The sequence below is a fragment of the Streptomyces sp. NPDC030165 genome (genome assembly GCF_055573595.1).
In genome coordinates this window covers 112,569-129,035 of sequence record NZ_JBVIBD010000010.1, presented here as the reverse complement: position 1 = coordinate 129,035, position 16,467 = coordinate 112,569, and the positions used below count along the sequence as shown (strand labels likewise).

General features: G+C 70.0%; 22 protein-coding genes and 1 pseudogene. 18 read left to right on the top strand and 5 right to left on the bottom strand.

The genetic code is table 11. The features are described from left to right. Window positions 1–41: 41 nt before the first annotated feature. Window positions 42–848 carry an ABC transporter permease gene (locus tag ACZ4Z1_RS20460; RefSeq protein ID WP_468488005.1) on the bottom strand — a complete coding sequence of 269 codons (807 nt, stop codon included), beginning with the start codon at window positions 846–848 and terminating at the stop codon, window positions 42–44. Beyond that, the gene (locus tag ACZ4Z1_RS20455) at window positions 845–1,807 is read right to left on the bottom strand and encodes an ABC transporter ATP-binding protein (protein ID WP_468488004.1); all 963 of its coding nucleotides are present in this window, start codon (window positions 1,805–1,807) and stop codon (window positions 845–847) included. The genes ACZ4Z1_RS20460 and ACZ4Z1_RS20455 overlap by 4 nt, the downstream gene beginning before the upstream one ends. 306 nt (window positions 1,808–2,113) lie before the next feature. Between ACZ4Z1_RS20455 and ACZ4Z1_RS20450 the strand changes: the two genes are divergently transcribed. The 8 genes from ACZ4Z1_RS20450 to ACZ4Z1_RS20415 are packed head-to-tail and all read left to right on the top strand — an operon-like array spanning window position 2,114 to window position 8,784. Beyond that, window positions 2,114–2,962 (top strand): helix-turn-helix transcriptional regulator, encoded by an 849-nt coding sequence (locus tag ACZ4Z1_RS20450; RefSeq protein ID WP_468488003.1) that lies wholly within the window; start codon window positions 2,114–2,116, stop codon window positions 2,960–2,962. Continuing rightward, complete coding sequence (gene sufB, locus ACZ4Z1_RS20445; RefSeq protein ID WP_468488002.1) at window positions 2,959–4,380, top strand: Fe-S cluster assembly protein SufB; 1,422 nt, start codon at window positions 2,959–2,961, stop codon at window positions 4,378–4,380. Before ACZ4Z1_RS20450 ends, sufB begins: the two co-directional genes overlap by 4 nt. Before the next feature lie 55 nt (window positions 4,381–4,435). Then, the gene (gene sufD / locus ACZ4Z1_RS20440) at window positions 4,436–5,620 is read left to right on the top strand and encodes a Fe-S cluster assembly protein SufD (RefSeq protein ID WP_468488001.1); all 1,185 of its coding nucleotides are present in this window, start codon (window positions 4,436–4,438) and stop codon (window positions 5,618–5,620) included. Continuing rightward, window positions 5,617–5,952 (top strand): non-heme iron oxygenase ferredoxin subunit, encoded by a 336-nt coding sequence (locus ACZ4Z1_RS20435; RefSeq protein WP_125056971.1) that lies wholly within the window; start codon window positions 5,617–5,619, stop codon window positions 5,950–5,952. The genes sufD and ACZ4Z1_RS20435 overlap by 4 nt, the downstream gene beginning before the upstream one ends. Before the next feature lie 6 nt (window positions 5,953–5,958). After that, window positions 5,959–6,723: a Fe-S cluster assembly ATPase SufC gene (sufC, locus tag ACZ4Z1_RS20430; RefSeq protein ID WP_468488000.1), complete on the top strand. Its 765-nt coding sequence runs from the start codon at window positions 5,959–5,961 to the stop codon at window positions 6,721–6,723. Beyond that, entirely contained in the window at window positions 6,720–7,976 is a 1,257-nt protein-coding gene (locus ACZ4Z1_RS20425; RefSeq protein WP_468487999.1) for a cysteine desulfurase, read from the top strand. The genes sufC and ACZ4Z1_RS20425 overlap by 4 nt, the downstream gene beginning before the upstream one ends. 20 nt (window positions 7,977–7,996) lie before the next feature. Continuing rightward, complete coding sequence (sufU, locus tag ACZ4Z1_RS20420) at window positions 7,997–8,455, top strand: Fe-S cluster assembly sulfur transfer protein SufU (protein WP_003983960.1); 459 nt, start codon at window positions 7,997–7,999, stop codon at window positions 8,453–8,455. Further along, window positions 8,452–8,784 (top strand): metal-sulfur cluster assembly factor, encoded by a 333-nt coding sequence (locus tag ACZ4Z1_RS20415; RefSeq protein ID WP_073760145.1) that lies wholly within the window; start codon window positions 8,452–8,454, stop codon window positions 8,782–8,784. The genes sufU and ACZ4Z1_RS20415 overlap by 4 nt, the downstream gene beginning before the upstream one ends. A 69-nt stretch (window positions 8,785–8,853) precedes the next feature. Here the strand turns inward: ACZ4Z1_RS20415 and ACZ4Z1_RS20410 are convergent, their stop codons facing one another. Continuing rightward, complete coding sequence (locus ACZ4Z1_RS20410; RefSeq protein ID WP_468487998.1) at window positions 8,854–9,078, bottom strand: hypothetical protein; 225 nt, start codon at window positions 9,076–9,078, stop codon at window positions 8,854–8,856. Window positions 9,079–9,197: 119 nt separating this feature from the next. Here ACZ4Z1_RS20410 and ACZ4Z1_RS20405 point away from each other — a divergent pair, with 119 nt between their 5' ends. Genes ACZ4Z1_RS20405 through ACZ4Z1_RS20395 form a run of 3 tightly spaced genes read left to right on the top strand, consistent with a single transcriptional unit; the run spans window position 9,198 to window position 10,630 of the window. Then, window positions 9,198–10,016, top strand: coding sequence for a helix-turn-helix domain-containing protein (locus ACZ4Z1_RS20405; protein WP_468487997.1), 819 nt, complete (start codon window positions 9,198–9,200; stop codon window positions 10,014–10,016). Beyond that, the gene (locus ACZ4Z1_RS20400; protein WP_468487996.1) at window positions 10,009–10,224 is read left to right on the top strand and encodes a DUF397 domain-containing protein; all 216 of its coding nucleotides are present in this window, start codon (window positions 10,009–10,011) and stop codon (window positions 10,222–10,224) included. The genes ACZ4Z1_RS20405 and ACZ4Z1_RS20400 overlap by 8 nt, the downstream gene beginning before the upstream one ends. 40 nt (window positions 10,225–10,264) lie before the next feature. Continuing rightward, window positions 10,265–10,630 carry a VOC family protein gene (locus ACZ4Z1_RS20395; protein ID WP_468487995.1) on the top strand — a complete coding sequence of 122 codons (366 nt, stop codon included), beginning with the start codon at window positions 10,265–10,267 and terminating at the stop codon, window positions 10,628–10,630. Window positions 10,631–10,640: 10 nt separating this feature from the next. On the opposite strand, the gene ACZ4Z1_RS20390 is transcribed toward ACZ4Z1_RS20395, so the two are convergent. Next, entirely contained in the window at window positions 10,641–11,516 is an 876-nt protein-coding gene (locus ACZ4Z1_RS20390) for an alpha/beta fold hydrolase (RefSeq protein WP_468488143.1), read from the bottom strand. Between the two features lie 130 nt (window positions 11,517–11,646). Here ACZ4Z1_RS20390 and ACZ4Z1_RS20385 point away from each other — a divergent pair, with 130 nt between their 5' ends. The 7 genes from ACZ4Z1_RS20385 to ACZ4Z1_RS20355 all read left to right on the top strand — a co-directional run bounded on the left by ACZ4Z1_RS20385 (window position 11,647) and on the right by ACZ4Z1_RS20355 (window position 15,989). After that, window positions 11,647–11,967 carry a DMT family transporter gene (locus tag ACZ4Z1_RS20385; protein WP_360126518.1) on the top strand — a complete coding sequence of 107 codons (321 nt, stop codon included), beginning with the start codon at window positions 11,647–11,649 and terminating at the stop codon, window positions 11,965–11,967. Then, on the top strand, window positions 11,967–12,512 hold the full coding sequence (locus tag ACZ4Z1_RS20380; protein WP_468487994.1) for a TetR/AcrR family transcriptional regulator: 546 nt from the start codon (window positions 11,967–11,969) through the stop codon (window positions 12,510–12,512). Before ACZ4Z1_RS20385 ends, ACZ4Z1_RS20380 begins: the two co-directional genes overlap by 1 nt. 48 nt (window positions 12,513–12,560) lie before the next feature. Beyond that, complete coding sequence (locus tag ACZ4Z1_RS20375) at window positions 12,561–12,836, top strand: hypothetical protein (RefSeq protein ID WP_468487993.1); 276 nt, start codon at window positions 12,561–12,563, stop codon at window positions 12,834–12,836. Window positions 12,837–13,025: 189 nt separating this feature from the next. Further along, window positions 13,026–14,027, top strand: a complete 1,002-nt coding sequence (gene dapD / locus ACZ4Z1_RS20370; protein ID WP_468487992.1) for a 2,3,4,5-tetrahydropyridine-2,6-dicarboxylate N-succinyltransferase — start codon at window positions 13,026–13,028, stop codon at window positions 14,025–14,027. Window positions 14,028–14,250: 223 nt separating this feature from the next. Then, the gene (locus ACZ4Z1_RS20365; protein ID WP_468487991.1) at window positions 14,251–14,415 is read left to right on the top strand and encodes a hypothetical protein; all 165 of its coding nucleotides are present in this window, start codon (window positions 14,251–14,253) and stop codon (window positions 14,413–14,415) included. Further along, complete coding sequence (locus tag ACZ4Z1_RS20360; RefSeq protein WP_468487990.1) at window positions 14,412–15,122, top strand: hypothetical protein; 711 nt, start codon at window positions 14,412–14,414, stop codon at window positions 15,120–15,122. Before ACZ4Z1_RS20365 ends, ACZ4Z1_RS20360 begins: the two co-directional genes overlap by 4 nt. A 57-nt stretch (window positions 15,123–15,179) precedes the next feature. Beyond that, window positions 15,180–15,989 (top strand): EI24 domain-containing protein, encoded by an 810-nt coding sequence (locus tag ACZ4Z1_RS20355; RefSeq protein WP_468487989.1) that lies wholly within the window; start codon window positions 15,180–15,182, stop codon window positions 15,987–15,989. Window positions 15,990–16,138: 149 nt separating this feature from the next. On the opposite strand, the pseudogene ACZ4Z1_RS20350 reads toward ACZ4Z1_RS20355, so the two are convergent. Next, a pseudogene (locus ACZ4Z1_RS20350) lies at window positions 16,139–16,358 on the bottom strand (dihydrodipicolinate synthase family protein); the annotation flags it as partial. Between the last annotated feature and the right edge of the window lie 109 nt (window positions 16,359–16,467).

Sequence of the window (16,467 nt, the reverse complement as noted above, 5' to 3'; positions counted from 1 at the left end):
CGTACCCGCAGGTCACACCACTCACGCCCGCTCCCAGCGGCCTACTCCCAGCGGAACAGCCTGGCCGCCGCGCCGAGCCCGAGCACCGCCCACACGGCGAGGATGCCGAGGTCGCCCCAGGGCATGCCCGCACCGTGCTGGAGGACGTCCCGCAGGCCGTCCGAGAGCGCGGAGATCGGCAGCAGCCCGAGCACCGACTGCGCCGCGTCCGGGAACTTGTCCAGTGGCACGATCACGCCGCCGCCCACCAGGAGCAGCAGGAAGACGAGGTTGGCCGCCGCCAGCGTCGCCTCCGCCTTGAGCGTGCCCGCCATCAGCAGACCGAGGCCCGAGAACGCCGCCGTACCGAGGACGAGCAGTAGCACCACCGACAGCGGATTGCCGTGCGGGGACCAGCCCAGCACGAACGCGATCACCGTCAGCAGCACGACCTGGAGGATCTCGGTCACCAGCACCGAGCAGGTCTTGGCCGCCATCAGCGCCCAGCGCGGCAGCGGCGACGCGGCCAGCCGCTTCAGGACCCCGTACCGGCGCTCGAAGCCGGTGGCGATGGCCTGCCCGGTGAAGGCGGTGGACATCACGGCCAGGGCCAGGATGCCGGGCGCCAGGAAGTCGACCGCCTTGCCCTCGCCCGTGTCCACGATGTCGACGGCGGAGAACAGCACGAGCAGCAGCGTCGGGATGACGACGGTCAGCAGCAGCTGCTCGCCGTTGCGCAGCAGCATCTTCGTTTCGAGGAGGGCCTGGGCGCGGATCATCCGGGGCAGCGGCGCCGCGCCGGGCCGGGGGGCGAAGGTGCCGGCGGCGCCGGCCGCGCCGCTCCGGTCCGTCGTGCCGGTGGCGGTCATGAACGCAGCTCCTTGCCGGTCAGTTCGAGGAAGACGTCCTCCAGGGTGTGCCGCTCGACGGCTATGGCGTCCGGCAGCACGCCGTGCTGCGCGCACCAGGAGGCGACGGTCGCCAGCAGCTGCGGGTCGATCTTGCCGGTCACCCGGTACGTGCCGGGGGTCAGCTCGGCCGCCGCGCTGTCCGCGGGCAGCGCCTTGAGCAGCGCCCCCAGGTCGAGGCCGGGCCGGCCGGTGAAGCGCAGGGTGTTCTCGGCGCCGCCCTTGCACAGCTCCTCGGGGCTGCCCTGGGCGATCACCCGGCCGCCGTCGATGATCGCGACGTCGTCGGCGAGCTGCTCGGCCTCGTCCATGAAGTGGGTGGTCAGTACGGTGCTGACGCCGTCGGCGCGCAGTTCCCGTACGAGGTCCCAGGTGGCGTGCCGGGCCTGCGGGTCCAGCCCGGCCGTCGGCTCGTCCAGGAAGACCAGCTCGGGGCGGCCCACGACGGCCATGGCCAGCGCGAGGCGCTGCTGCTGCCCGCCGGACAGCCGCCGGTAGCCCGTACGTCCGCAGCTGCCCAGGCCCAGCCGGTCCATGAGCAGGTCCACGTCGACCGGGTGGGCGTGCAGGCTCGCGGTGTGCCGCAGCATCTCCTCCGCCCGGGCGCCCGCGTAGACGCCGCCGGACTGGAGCATCACGCCGATACGGGGCCGTAGCGTCGCGGCGTCGGCGACCGGGTCCAGGCCCAGGACGCGGACGGTGCCCGCGTCGGGGCGGCGGTAGCCCTCGCAGATCTCGACGGTGGTGGTCTTCCCGGCGCCGTTCGGGCCGAGGACGGCGGTGACCGAGCCCGCCTCGACCCGGAGGTCGAGGCCGTCCACCGCGGTCTTGGTCCCGTACCGCTTGACCAGGCCGGTGACCTCGACGGCAGGCGGACGGCCGGGGGTCCGGGGGGTGGCCCCGGAGGAGGCGCTGCGCATGACCGGCAGTCTACGAAGCGCGGGGGTGCGCACAGGAGCGGGGGCGAAAAGGCGTGGTCTCCCTCGGGTGGGGGAGCGGGGCGGCCCTGTGCGGGGCGTAGATCATCCGCGCCCCGGACCGGGGGTGGAAAATGGCTTGCCGGTGGCCGTCGATGTTCGCGAAACCGCAGGTCAGCGGGGGCTTTCGTGCGCCCGTACGAGGCCCGGCCGGGTGCGGCAATTAGGTGACCCTAAGTGATCGAGGCCACCTGTCCGTGATCCGGTCGAGGGTTGTATCGGCCTGAGGAATTACGCAACAATGGCGTTGTGAAATACGCGAGCGAGGACCAGGAAGGCACCGCGGCCCGCCCGGCCGGCGGGCCGGACCGCCCCACGCCCGCGCGGGCGCCGCGGTCCGTCTCCGGCGCCGCGCCGGCCCACGACGAACAGCAGGGCACGCGCAACCGCGTCGCGCGTTCCATCCTCGACCACGGTCCGTCCACCGCTGCCGAGCTGGCCCTCAGGCTGGAGCTGACCCAGGCGGCCGTCCGCCGCCACCTCGACACCCTCGTCGCGGAGAACGTCGTCGAGCCCCGCGAGAAGCGCGTCTACGGCGCGCGCACGCGCGGCCGCCCGGCCAAGGTCTTCGCGCTCACCGACTGCGGCCGGGACGCCTTCGACCAGTCCTACGACCAGCTCGCGGCCGACGCGCTGCGCTGGATCGCGGAGAGCGCGGGCGGCGGCGAGCTGGGCGAGGCCGCCATCGCGGCGTTCGCCCGGGCCCGCTTCGGCGCGCTGGCCGAGAGTTACCGCTCCGCCGTGCAGGCCGCGTCCCCCGAAGGGCGTACGCAGGCACTTGCCGAGGCGTTGACCGCGGACGGGTACGCTGCTACGGCACGCAGCGCGCCCAGTCATCAGCAAGGTGAGCAGCTCTGCCAGCACCACTGCCCGGTCGCCCACGTCGCCGAGCAGTTCCCGCAGCTGTGCGAGGCGGAGACCGAGGTCTTCTCCCGCCTGCTGGGGACCCACGTGCAACGTCTTGCCACCATCGCCCACGGCGACGGTGTCTGCACGACCTTCGTCCCGAAGGGCCGCGAGGCCGCCGGCAAGACCGCCCACAGCACCACCAAGACCACCAACGCTTCTGCAAGCACGGCCGGGAGGAACCCCGCATGACTCTCCCCACGGAGACTGCTCACCCTGAGCTCGAGGGCCTGGGCACGTACGAATACGGCTGGGCCGACTCCGACGTGGCCGGCGCTTCCGCCAAGCGCGGCCTGTCCGAAGAGGTCGTCCGCGACATCTCGGCGAAGAAGAACGAGCCCGAGTGGATGCTCAAGCTCCGCCTCAAGGGCCTGAAGCTCTTCGGCAAGAAGCCCATGCCGAACTGGGGCTCGGACCTGTCGGGCATCGACTTCGACAACATCAAGTACTTCGTGCGTTCCACGGAGCAGCAGGCCGCCTCCTGGGAGGACCTGCCCGAGGACATCAAGAACACGTACGACAAGCTCGGCATCCCGGAGGCGGAGAAGCAGCGCCTGGTCGCCGGTGTCGCGGCCCAGTACGAGTCCGAGGTCGTCTACCACCAGATCCGCGAGGACCTGGAGGCGCAGGGCGTGATCTTCCTGGACACCGACACGGCGCTCAAGGAGCACCCGGAGCTGTTCCAGGAGTACTTCGGCACGGTCATCCCGGTCGGCGACAACAAGTTCGCCTCGCTGAACAGCGCGGTGTGGTCCGGCGGCTCGTTCATCTACGTGCCCAAGGGCGTCCACGTGGACATCCCGCTGCAGGCCTACTTCCGGATCAACACCGAGAACATGGGCCAGTTCGAGCGGACGCTGATCATCGTCGACGAGGACGCCTACGTCCACTACGTCGAGGGCTGTACCGCCCCGATCTACAAGTCCGACTCGCTGCACTCCGCGGTCGTGGAGATCGTCGTCAAGAAGGGCGGCCGCTGCCGCTACACGACGATCCAGAACTGGTCGAACAACGTCTACAACCTGGTCACCAAGCGCGCCGTCGCCTACGAGGGCGCGACCATGGAGTGGGTCGACGGCAACATCGGCTCCAAGGTGACGATGAAGTACCCGGCCGTCTACCTGATGGGCGAGCACGCCAAGGGCGAGACCCTGTCCATCGCCTTCGCGGGCGAGGGCCAGCACCAGGACGCGGGCGCCAAGATGGTCCACATGGCCCCGCACACCTCCTCCAACATCGTCTCCAAGTCGGTGGCGCGCGGCGGCGGCCGGACGTCCTACCGCGGCCTGATCGAGATCGGCGAGGGCGCCGAGGGCTCCAAGTCCAACGTGCTCTGTGACGCCCTGCTCGTCGACACGATCTCCCGCTCGGACACCTACCCGTACGTGGACGTCCGCGAGGACGACGTCACGATGGGCCACGAGGCGACCGTCTCCAAGGTCAGCGACGACCAGCTCTTCTACCTGATGGCGCGCGGCCTGTCCGAGGACGAGGCGATGGCGATGATCGTGCGCGGCTTCGTCGAGCCGATCGCCCGCGAGCTGCCCATGGAGTACGCGCTGGAGCTGAACCGGCTGATCGAGCTGCAGATGGAAGGCGCGGTCGGCTGACGGCCGCAGCGAGCAGCGACTGATTCTCAACGAGGAAGAGAGCACGACGACAGCCATGGCTGAGGCTCAGACAATTCCGGCGGGTTCCACCACCACCGGCTCGATCGCGGTGGCCGCCGAGTCCACCGTCGCCACCCGGATGAGCGCCCCGCCGTCCTACGACGTGGCGGACTTCCCGGTGCCGCACGGCCGCGAGGAGGAGTGGCGCTTCACGCCCCTCGCGCGCCTGAAGGGCCTGCACGACGGCACCGCCGTCGCCTCGGGCGCCGACCTGAAGGTGGACATCACGGCGCCCGAGGGCGTCACCCACGAGCTGGTCGAGCGCGACGACCCGCGGGTCGGCAAGGCCGGCAAGCCCGTCGACCGGATCGCCGCCCAGGCGTACAGCTCCTTCGAGAAGGCCTCCGTGATCACGGTGCCCAAGGAGACGGTGCTCACCGAGCCGATCCGCATCGCCGTGCACGGCGAGGGCGGTACGGCCTTCGGCCACCAGGTCATCGAGCTGGGCGCGTTCGCCGAGGCCGTCGTCGTGATGGACCACACCGGCGACGCCACGCTCGCCGCCAACATCGACTACCTCATCGGCGACGGCGCCAAGCTGACCGTCGTCTCGGTGCAGGACTGGGACGACTCCGCCGTCCACGTCGCCCAGCACAACGCGCTGGTCGGCCGGGACGCCGGCTTCAAGTCCGTGGTCGTCACCTTCGGCGGCGACCTGGTCCGGCTGCACCCGCGCGTCACGTACGCGGCGCCCGGCGGTGAGGCCGAGTTCTACGGCCTGTACTTCACCGACAACGGCCAGCACCAGGAGCACCGCCTCTTCGTCGACCACGAGGCGCAGAACTGCCGCTCCAACGTCGTCTACAAGGGCGCCCTCCAGGGCCAGGACGCGCACGCCGTCTGGATCGGCGACGTGCTCATCCGCGCCGCCGCCGCCGGCACGGACACCTACGAGCTCAACCGCAACCTCGTGCTGACCGACGGCGCGCGGGTCGACTCGGTGCCCAACCTGGAGATCGAGACCGGCGAGATCGTCGGCGCCGGCCACGCCAGCGCCACCGGCCGCTTCGACGACGAGCAGCTGTTCTACCTGATGGCCCGCGGCATCCCGGCCGACGAGGCCCGGCGTCTGGTCGTCCGCGGCTTCTTCGCCGAGCTCGTCCAGCAGATCGGTCTGCCGGACGTCGAGGAGCGCCTGATCGCCAAGATCGAGGCCGAGCTGGAAGCGTCCGTGGCATGAGTCCGGCCTACGTACGCGCCTGTGGGCTGGCCGAACTGGAGGAGGACAGCCCCAAGCGGGTCGAGATCGACGGCGTACCGGTCTCCCTCGTCCGTACCGAAGGGGAGGTGTTCGCGATCAACGACATCTGCTCGCACGCGAACGTCTCCCTGTCCGAGGGCGAGGTGGACGACTGCGCGATCGAGTGCTGGCTGCACGGCTCCAGCTTCGACCTGCGCACCGGCAAGCCGTCCGGCCTCCCCGCCACGCAGCCCGTCCCCGTATACCCCGTAAAGATCGAAGGAGAGGGCGCGGACGCTTCCGTGCTCGTCTCCGTCACCCAGGAGTCCTGAGTCCCCATGGCAACGCTTGAGATCCACGACCTGCACGTCTCCGTCGAGGCCGAAGGCGGCCCGCGCGAGATCCTGAAGGGCGTCGACCTGACCGTGAAGCAGGGCGAGACGCACGCCATCATGGGCCCCAACGGCTCCGGCAAGTCCACCCTCGCCTACTCGCTGGCGGGTCACCCCAAGTACACGATCACCGGCGGCACCGTCTCCCTCGACGGCGAGGACGTCCTGGAGATGTCCGTCGACGAGCGCGCCCGCGCCGGCGTCTTCCTCGCCATGCAGTACCCGGTCGAGGTCCCCGGCGTCTCGGTCTCCAACTTCCTGCGTACGTCCGCCACCGCCATCCGCGGCGAGGCCCCCAAGCTGCGTACGTGGGTCAAGGAGGTCAAGGAGGCCATGCAGCGCCTCAACATGGACCCGGCCTTCGCCGAGCGCAACGTCAACGAGGGCTTCTCCGGCGGTGAGAAGAAGCGCCACGAGATCCTCCAGCTGGAACTGCTCAAGCCGAAGATCGCGATCCTCGACGAGACCGACTCCGGCCTGGACGTCGACGCGCTGCGCGTCGTCTCCGAGGGCGTCAACCGCGTCCGCGAGGGCGGTGACGTGGGCACCCTGCTGATCACCCACTACACCCGGATCCTCCGGTACATCAAGCCCGACCACGTGCACGTCTTCGCCAACGGCCGGATCGCCGAGTCCGGCGGCCCGGAGCTGGCGGACAAGCTGGAGGCCGAGGGCTACGAGGCGTACGTGAAGGGTGGCGCAACCGCGTGACAAAGCTGCCGGGCCTCCTCGACACAGAGGCGATCCGCAAGGACTTCCCCATCCTGGAGCGACGCATCCACGACGGGAAGAAGGTCGTGTATCTGGACAACGCGGCGACCTCCCAGAAGCCCCGCCAGGTGCTCGACGCGCTGAACGGGTACTACGAGCGCTACAACGCCAACGTCCACCGCGGTGTGCACGTGCTCGCCGAGGAGGCCACGGCGCTGTACGAGGGCGCACGCGACAAGGTCGCCGCGTTCATCAACGCGCCGAGCCGCGACGAGGTGATCTTCACCAAGAACGCCTCCGAGTCGCTCAACCTCGTGGCGAACATGCTCGGCTGGGCCGACGAGCCGTACCGCGTCGACCAGGACACCGAGATCGTCATCACGGAGATGGAGCACCACTCCAACATCGTCCCGTGGCAGCTGCTGTCGCAGCGCACCGGCGCGAAGCTGAAGTGGTTCGGGCTGACCGACGACGGCCGGCTCGACCTGGACACGATCGACGAGGTCATCACCGACCGCACGAAGATCGTCTCCTTCACGCTCGTCTCCAACCTGATGGGCACCGTCAACCCGGTCGAGGCGATCATCCGCCGCGCCCAGGAGGTCGGCGCGCTGGTCTGCATCGACGCCTCGCAGGCCGCCCCGCACATGCCGCTGGACGTGCAGGCCCTCCAGGCCGACTTCGTGGCCTTCACCGGCCACAAGATGTGCGGCCCGACCGGCATCGGCGTCCTGTGGGGCCGCCAGGAGCTGCTGGAGGACCTCCCGCCGTTCCTGGGTGGCGGCGAAATGATCGAGACAGTGTCCATGCACTCCTCGACCTACGCCCCCGCGCCCCACAAGTTCGAGGCGGGCACGCCCCCGATCGCGCAGGCCGTCGGCCTCGGCGCGGCCGTGGACTACCTCACCTCGATCGGCATGGAGAACATCGCCGCGCACGAGCACGCGATCACCGAGTACGCCGTCAAGCGGCTGCTGGAGGTCCCGGACCTGCGCATCATCGGCCCCGCCACGGCCGAGGACCGCGGCGCGACGATCTCCTTCACGCTCGGTGACATCCACCCGCACGACGTGGGCCAGGTACTGGACGAGCAGGGCATCGCGGTCCGGGTCGGCCACCACTGCGCGCGGCCGGTCTGCCTGCGCTACGGAATTCCCGCGACCACGCGAGCGTCTTTCTATCTGTACTCCACTCCGGCCGAGGTCGACGCCCTCGTCGAGGGGCTGGAGCACGTCCGCAACTTCTTCGGATGAGGACGAGGACTGACTGAGCCGTGAAGCTGGATTCCATGTACCAGGACGTCATCCTGGACCATTACAAGCACCCCCACGGGCGCGGTCTTCGGGACGGCGACGCCGAGGTGCACCACGTCAACCCGACCTGCGGTGACGAGATCACGCTGCGCGTACGGCTCAACGGTGCGACCGTGGAAGACGTGTCGTACGAGGGCCAGGGCTGCTCCATCAGCCAGGCCAGCGCGTCCGTGCTCAACGACCTGCTGGTCGGCAAGGAGCTGGGCGAGGCGCAGAAGATCCAGGAGACCTTCCTGGAGCTGATGCAGTCCCGCGGCCAGCTGGAGCCCGACGACGCGATGGAGGAGGTGCTGGAGGACGCGGTGGCGTTCGCCGGCGTCTCGAAGTACCCGGCACGCGTGAAGTGCGCGCTGCTGAGCTGGATGGCCTGGAAGGACGCCACGGCCAAGGCTTTGTCCGAGGAGGCGAAGACCGCATGACCGACGCAGTAACCACGAAGCCGGCCTCGGAGGAAGAGGTCCGCGAGGCCCTCTACGACGTCGTCGACCCCGAGCTGGGCATCGACGTCGTCAACCTGGGCCTGATCTACGGCATCCACGTCGACGACGCCAACATCGCCACCATCGACATGACGCTCACCTCGGCGGCCTGCCCGCTGACCGACGTCATCGAGGACCAGGCGAAGTCCGCCACGGACGGCATCGTCAACGAACTCAAGATCAACTGGGTCTGGATGCCGCCGTGGGGCCCGGACAAGATCACGGATGATGGGCGCGAGCAGCTGCGGGCGCTCGGGTTCAACGTCTGATCGAAAGCGATCTTTTTGCGGCTGTGCCCGCCGGATTTTCCCGGCGGGCACAGCCGTTTTTGCGTTGCCTTACGGGCGCGCCGCGCGGAACACGTCGGTCATCTGCATGGCGGTGGTGAGGTTGATACGGCCGGTCTCGATGAGATGGGTAGGCGACCCGAGCCCGGCAACTGGGTGCGGGTCCAGCCGCAGGCTGGGGAACTGGATACCGACGGCGCGTGCGGCCTCGCCAAGGTCGCACATGATTTCGCGGGCGGTCTCGGCGGGGGACATGTTCTCGAAGCGGTTGGTCATGCGGTGTGCCTCCGTGGGGGGTGGGGTGGTTGTTTCTGCTTACAGGGTGGAGTCGCGCGAGTACGCTCGCCAGTAAGTAGAGGGTGACAAAGGGCAGGTCACGCAAAGGAGTTGCCCGTATGAGCGACAGCCGCATTCCCCCGTCACGCACGGCTTACGGGGAAGAGCTGAGAAAGCGGCGGGAGGCGGCCGGCCTCACCCAGGAAAAGCTGAGCGAGTACGTGGTCATGTCGCGCACGCATATCGCCCACATCGAGGCAGGACGCCGGAAGCCGGCACCTGACGACGCGCGGCGCCTGGATCAAGTGTTGGACACGGGAGGTGTGTTCGCCCGGTTTCTGCCGACACTCGACGGTCGGCCGGTGGCCGATCATTACGAACGGGCAGCGCTGTTCGAGCAGCAGGCGACGATGATTCGGGAGTACGGGGCCACGCTCGTGCCGGGGCTCCTGCAGACCACGGCCTACGCCCGAGCGGTGTTCCAGTCGGCGTTCCCTCCCCTGAGCGACAAGGAGTGTGACGACGCTGTCGTCACGCGGGTCGGGCGGCAGAGCATCCTCGAAGGCACCGTAACGCCTGCGCTATGGGTGCTCCTTGACGAAGCGGTGTTGCGGCGCCCCGTGGGCGGGCCGGTCGTCATGGCCGAGCAGCTTCGGCATATCGCGGACATGGGGGAGCGAGGGCGGGTTCGCGTCCATGTCATTCCGTTCTCGGTGGGTGTCCACGCGATTCTGGAAAGCGGTACGACGTTGATGTGGTTCGATGACGCGCCGCCCATCGTCTACGTCGAGGGGCTGCGTACCGGCACCATCCTGGACACCCCGGACGTGGTCCACAACTGCCAGTCTTCCTATGCCCTTGCCATGGGGGATGCGCGGTCGCACGAAGAATCCCTGGCTCTGATCAGGGCTGTCGCGGAGGAGTACGAACATGGGTAGCAGCCAGTACGTCATCGCCCACGCGTCGGTGCTGTCGACGTGGCGAAAGTCCAGCTACAGCGGGTCCAGTGAGGGTAACTGCCTCGAAGTGGCGGATGGGGCGACAGGCATAGTCCTGGTACGGGACTCCAAGAACCCGGACGGTCCGGCGCTCATCTTCTCCGCCGAGACCTTCGCGTCGTTCGTCGGGGCCATCCGGCTGACCTGACCCCCTGACACGGCCATGCCCGCCCGGCACACTGACGGGCATGGCCGTTTCTCTGTACCAACTCGCTGTCGACGCCCACGATCTGAAGGGGCTCGCCACCTTCTGGGCCCAGGTGCTGGACTGGCGCATCGTCTACGAGGACCCGGAGGAGGTGATCGTCGCGGCGGACGAGAACGCGCTGCCGGGGATCACGTTCCTCTCCGTACCCGAAGCGAAGGCGGGGAAGAACCGGTTGCACATCGACCTCGCGCCGGACGACCAGGCGGCCGAGGTCGAGCGGATCATCGGGCTCGGGGCGCGCCGGGTGGACGTCGGGCAGGGGGACGACGTGACCTGGGTGGTGCTGGCGGACCCGGAGGGGAACGAGTTCTGCGTGCTGCGGCCGAAGAAGTCGTTGCTGGACTGACCGACGTCGCCTACCCGCCGGAGACGGCCCTCCCGACGAGCGACGTGAGGACCGACCGGGCATGTGTCCACAGCAGGGCACCGCCGATTCCCGGCACGACATGACGATGTACACCGGGTATACGGGCAGCGAGCAGTGCTCCGTTGTCGGGCGAGTGGCTGGTGTCCTGCTCGCCGTACCAGATGTCGACCGGGACACGGATCTCGTCGAGGGCGAAGGGCCACCGTCCCATCGCCAGGACCGTGTCGCGGGCGTAACCGGCGGCACCTTGGGCGAATGCCTCGTCCAAGGCCCTGCGGTAGCCGGCCGCGAAATCAGGGTCCTGATACACGGCGAGGTCGCACTGCGGGCTTCCGGCCATGACCATGTTCCACATCGCGTCCGCGGTGAAGCTCGCGAACAGCTCTTCGGCACCGGCCGGATCGCGCTCGGTCCGCTCGACGAGACCGCGCAGGTCCGGTTCCAGAACGGAAGCGAATTGCGGCGCGGCGACCTCGTCCGCACCGGAGACGACAGCCAGTGCCGAGGCGACCCCCTCCGCGGCGCAGGCGAGGGCGAAGGGTGCGCCTTGCGAGTTCCCGACCACGGCCGGGTGCCCCAGTCCGCGCAGCAGACAGAGTTGTCGCATGTCTTCAGCGAACTCGGAGAAGGTCCGTCCGGGAGCGGGCGTCGACGCACCGAGCCCCGGACGGTCCACGGAGACGAGGCGCACTCCGAGCGCGTCGACAACGCCTGCGCCGAAGCCGAGCCACCGGCTCGTAGCCGCACCCGGACACAACAGAACGGGCACGCCGTCCAGCGGCCCCCACTCGGCCCAGCCGAGCAACCGCCCGTCAGGCAGAGCACTTTCGCCCAGCCGATCAGGCGCATCGAAAAATTCAGACATGATCAACATCATGGCCAGGGACAGGGTGCCCCGCACTCGACTTTCCGCACGCTGTGCTGAAGACGCCGGTGCGGAGGGGCGCGCTCCGCTTTGTGTACGACCGTACGCAACGTTGTGTACGATCGTACGTATGGTGTACCTGACGCTTGCCGGAGCGATTGCCTCCGAGATCCTCGCGACGACCGCGATGAAGTACAGCGACGGCTTCAGCAAGCTGTGGCCCTCGCTGGGCACGGTGCTGGGGTACGTCGTCGCGTTCGTGCTGCTGGCCAAGACGCTGAAGACGATGGATGTCGGTACGGCGTACGCGATCTGGTCCGGGGCCGGGACGGCCGTGGTCGCGGCGATCGGCATGGTGTTTCTCGGGGAGGCGGCGACCGCTGCGCGGATCATCGGGGTGGTGCTCGTGATCGCGGGGGTCGTCGTGCTGAATCTGGGCGGGGCACACTGATGCCGCGCCGATACGACCCGGACCGGCGGCAGCGGATCATCGACGCGGCGATCCGCGTGGTGGGCGAGCGGGGCATCGCCGGGCTCAGTCACCGCGTGGTGGCGGCCGAGGCGGACGTACCGCTGGGGTCCACGACGTACCACTTCGCTTCGCTGGACGACCTGCTGGTGGCGGCGTTGCGGCAGGTCAACGGGGAATGGCTGGCCGGGATCGAGGCGTGGGTGCAGGGCGTGGACCCCGTGGCCCCGCTCGCGGACGAGGTGACGCGGCTGGTCGAGGAGTCGCTGGGCGGGGGCGGCGACCGGTCGCGGGTGGAGTTGGAGTACGAGCTGTACCTGGCGGCGCTGCGGCACGAGGCGGTACGGCCGCTGGCCGCCGAGTGTCTCGACGCGATGGTCGAACTGCTGGCGCGGCGGACCGGTGACGAGAGGACGGCGCGGGCGCTGGTCGGACTGATCGACGGGCTGATGTTGCAACATCTGCTGACGGGGCGGAAGTTCGACCGGGGAGAGGTGCGGGACGCGGTGGCGAGGGCGATCGGGTGAGGTGGCGGGGCGGCCTGGCGGGGTCGGGACGGGTGGGCCGCGGGGTGGATGATGTTCGAGAAGGGCCGGGGCGGCGCACTGGCCGTACACACCGACCACACCTTCGTCCACCCGGTCGTGCGGGCCGCGCCGGGCGCCTCCGAGGTGACCCATACGGTGGTCCGCCGGGTGGCGGACTTCGAGATCGACGACCCCGAACGCTTCCCGACGACGCCGGGCAAGCTGTCCCTGTCCGGCTGCCCGTACGAGGCCGGCAACCACACCTGCGACGTGTACGACGGATCCTGCACCCGCAGTTCTCGGAGGGGCGGCCGGGACCCGTGACGTCGGGGCCGGCCACCGGCCCGTCCGACCGCAGCAAGGACCTGAGCGAGGGCAAGGTGACCGGCTACGGTACGGTGCGCCGCATCTGAACGCGAGGTGCGGGCGGCGCGCCCGGTCCCCACGTCCGGTCGGCGTCCCGCCTCCCGGACCGGTTCGCCTCCGCAGCCCCCTCCCGGTTAAGTTTTCGACATGACCGATGCTGCTACCTCCTCCGCTTCCTCCCGTACGACTGGCGCCGTCGCCGCCGGGCTCGCCACCGTCACCACCGACGGCACCGTCCTCGACACCTGGTTCCCCGCGCCGGAACTGGTGGCCGACCCCGGCCCCGCCGGGACCGAGCGGCTGACCGACGAGCGCGCCGTCGAGCTGCTCGGCGAGGCCGCGCCGAAGGCGGTCGGCCCCGACCCGCGCCGTGGCGTCGAGGTGGTGGCCGTCCGTACGGTCATCTCGTCGCTGGACGACAAGCCGCTGGACGCCCACGACGTGTACCTGCGCCTGCACCTGCTCAGCCACCGGCTGGTCAAGCCGCACGGCCAGAGCCTGGAGGGCATGTTCGGCCTGCTCGCCAACGTCGCCTGGACCTCGCTGGGCCCGGTGCCCGTCGACCAGGTCGAGACCGCGCGCCTGAACGCCCGCGCCGAGGGCCTGCACCTGGCGGTCACCAGCGTCGACAAGTTCCCGCGGATGACGGACTACGTCACCCCGGCGGGCGTACGGATCGCCGACGCGGACCGCGTACGGCTCGGCGCGCACCTCGCCGCCGGCACCACCGTCATGCACGAGGGCTTCGTCAACTTCAACGCGGGCACCCTCGGCACCTCGATGGTCGAGGGCCGCATCTCCGCGGGCGTCGTCATCGGTGACGGCTCGGACATCGGCGGCGGCGCCTCCACGATGGGCACCCTGTCCGGTGGCGGCAAGCAGATCATCTCGATCGGCGAGCGCTGCCTGCTCGGCGCGGAGTCCGGCATCGGTATCGCGCTGGGCGACGAGTGCGTGGTCGAGGCCGGCCTGTACGTGACCGCGGGCACCCGCGTCACCATGCCCGACGGCCAGATCGTCAAGGCCGCCGAACTCTCCGGCGCCGACAACATCCTCTTTCGCCGCAACTCCACCACCGGCACCGTCGAGGCCCGCCCGAACAAGGCCAGCTGGGGCGGCCTGAACGACGTGCTGCACAGCCACAACTGAGCACGCGCGCCGCACACGGCACGTACCGCGGCCCGGTGGGAACTCCCGCCGGGCCGCGGTCGTGTGCGGTGGGTGCTGTGGCCGGTATCGGACGGTGCCAAGCGGGGGTTTCGTGGGCCACCATGGCGGGATGGTGTCCGACGGAGTGCGGGTAGGCCGGGAAGCCCGAAGCCCCCGAGGAGTCCGGCGGACCGATCCGCACCGATCCGTACCGGGAGGCGTCATGAGGCTGGGGAAAGCGCTCGCTGTCGGTGTCGCGGAGGACGTGGAGTGCGTGGAGGACGTGCCGGAGACGAAGGTGACGGACGCGGGTCTCGCGGCTGTCGACGGCCCGGGTGATGTGGTCGCCGACGCGCCCCGGCAGGAACCGGTGCCGGCCGGGCGATGAGGTTGCGGCTGCCCGAGGAGCGGCCCGCCAGCCCGCCCGTCGGGTTCAAGCTCGCGCATCCGGTGATCTCGCACGACGGGAACCGGGCCGGGTTCGCCGGGGTGTCGCTCGGCGGCGCGCTTCCGTATGGATTCGTCGATGAGGCGCGCTGTGTGTACGGCAGACGGCACCGCTGCCCGGCTCTGCGCTGTGACTGTGGTTTCTACTGCTTGCACACGTTTGATCAGGCGCTGGCCCTGGCGTGTGCGAGTGAGTACCGGCGGGCGGTGTTGCTGGAGGTCACGGTGCTCGGGGCGTACATCCGCTTCGAGCGGGGGATGCGGTACGCGCGGCAGCGGGTGCGGGTGGCGCGGGTCGGGGCGTGCGCGTGTGGTCGGATGCCGTCGGGATTCGCGGATGCCGGGTGGGGCCGTACGGGGTGGCGGGTGCTGACGGCCGTGTGTGCGGAGTGCGCGGCCCGGCGCGGGCGGACGGCGTTCGCGCCGTGGACGGCGGTGAGCTTCGCGGAGTTCGTACGGTGCGGGGGCGGGCCGCTGCGGATCGTGGCGGGTGGTGAGCCGGAGCTGGGGGAGGAGGACGTCGCGGGGGCGGGGCCCGAAACCCGTACCGTGCCTGAGCTGGCCGCTGAGGCTTCGCTGATGCAGGCCCGGCTCGACTGGTTGCAGCGGCAGCTGGCCCGGTTCACCGGCGGGGGCCGGGTTCCGTAACCGTATCCGTACGGTTCGGAGACGAGCGCCTGTCATGAGCCCGTTAGGCTGACGCACATGCGCGATCTTGTGGCGGGAACGGGGTACCTCGGGAAGGGGCAGCGCTGGGTTGCCCGGCACGGCCGGTGGTGGGGGTTCGGGATGATTCCCGCGCTCATCGCCCTCGTGCTGTACGCGGGGGCGCTGGTCGCGCTGGCGTTCTTCGCGGGTGACCTCGCGGCCTGGGCGACGCCCTTCGCCGACGGCTGGGGTTCGCCGTGGCAGGGGCTGCTGCGCGGGCTGTTCGTCGCGCTGCTCTTCGCGGGCGGGCTGCTGCTGTCGGTGCTGACCTTCACCGCCGTCACGCTGCTGATCGGCGATCCGTTCTACGAGTCGTTGTCGGAGAAGGTGGAGGAGAGCGAGGGCCACTGCCCGCCGGGGTCCGGGCTGTCGCTGTGGCGGGAGCTGTGGGTTTCGCTCAGGGACAGTGTGCATGTGCTGGTGCGTGCCGCCGGTTTCGGACTGCTCTTCTTCGTGCTGGGGTTCGTGCCGGTCGTCGGGCAGACCGTGGTGCCCGCGATCGGGTTTTGTGTGTCGGGGTTCTTCCTGACGGTGGAGCTGACCTCGGTGGCGATGCAGCGGCGCGGCATCCCGGTGCGGGAGCGGCTGCGGATGCTGCGCGGCCGCAAGGGGCTCGCCGTCGGGTTCGGTACGCCGCTGGTGCTGCTGTTCCTCGTGCCGTTCGTGGCCGTGTTCCTGATGCCGGGCGCGGTGGCCGGTGCGACGCTGCTCGTCCGCGACCTCGTGGGTGAGGGGGACGAAGAAGCGCAGGAGGCGGAAGAAGCTACCGCTGTGCGGCCTTCAGGGACGTCGCCGGCTCGCTGGTGACCTCCGGGCCTGCTGCCGGGAGGGGCGCGCGGACCGATCCGGCGGGCAGTCCGAGCAGGTTCAGGAGTGCCTTGGCGGTGACCGCGCCGGGGCTGCGTTCCCGTCATCGTGGCGATGAGCGGTACCAGGCGCAGGCAGCGGCGGGTGGCCTCGGCCGGGCCGCCGGCGGCGGTGATCAGGGCGCGGTCGCCGACGGCTTCGACCACGGCCCGGACCAGGGCTTTCTTCGCGGCGTTGGTGGTCGTCGGGGGCTCGCCGGTGGTGCCGCTGAGGGCGAGTCCGTCGCCGCCTTCGCCGACGAGGTGGACGGCGAAGGCGCTGCGCGCCGTCGAGGTCCAGGCCGCCGTCCGCGTGGAATGGCGTGATCATGGCGGCGGTGGTGCGGCCGAAGGGCGGTGGGGTGCTGGTACGGCCGAAGGGCGGCGGCGACGGAACGGCGCTCGTCGTGGTCACGGAGCGGAGTCTGTCCCCGCCGCAG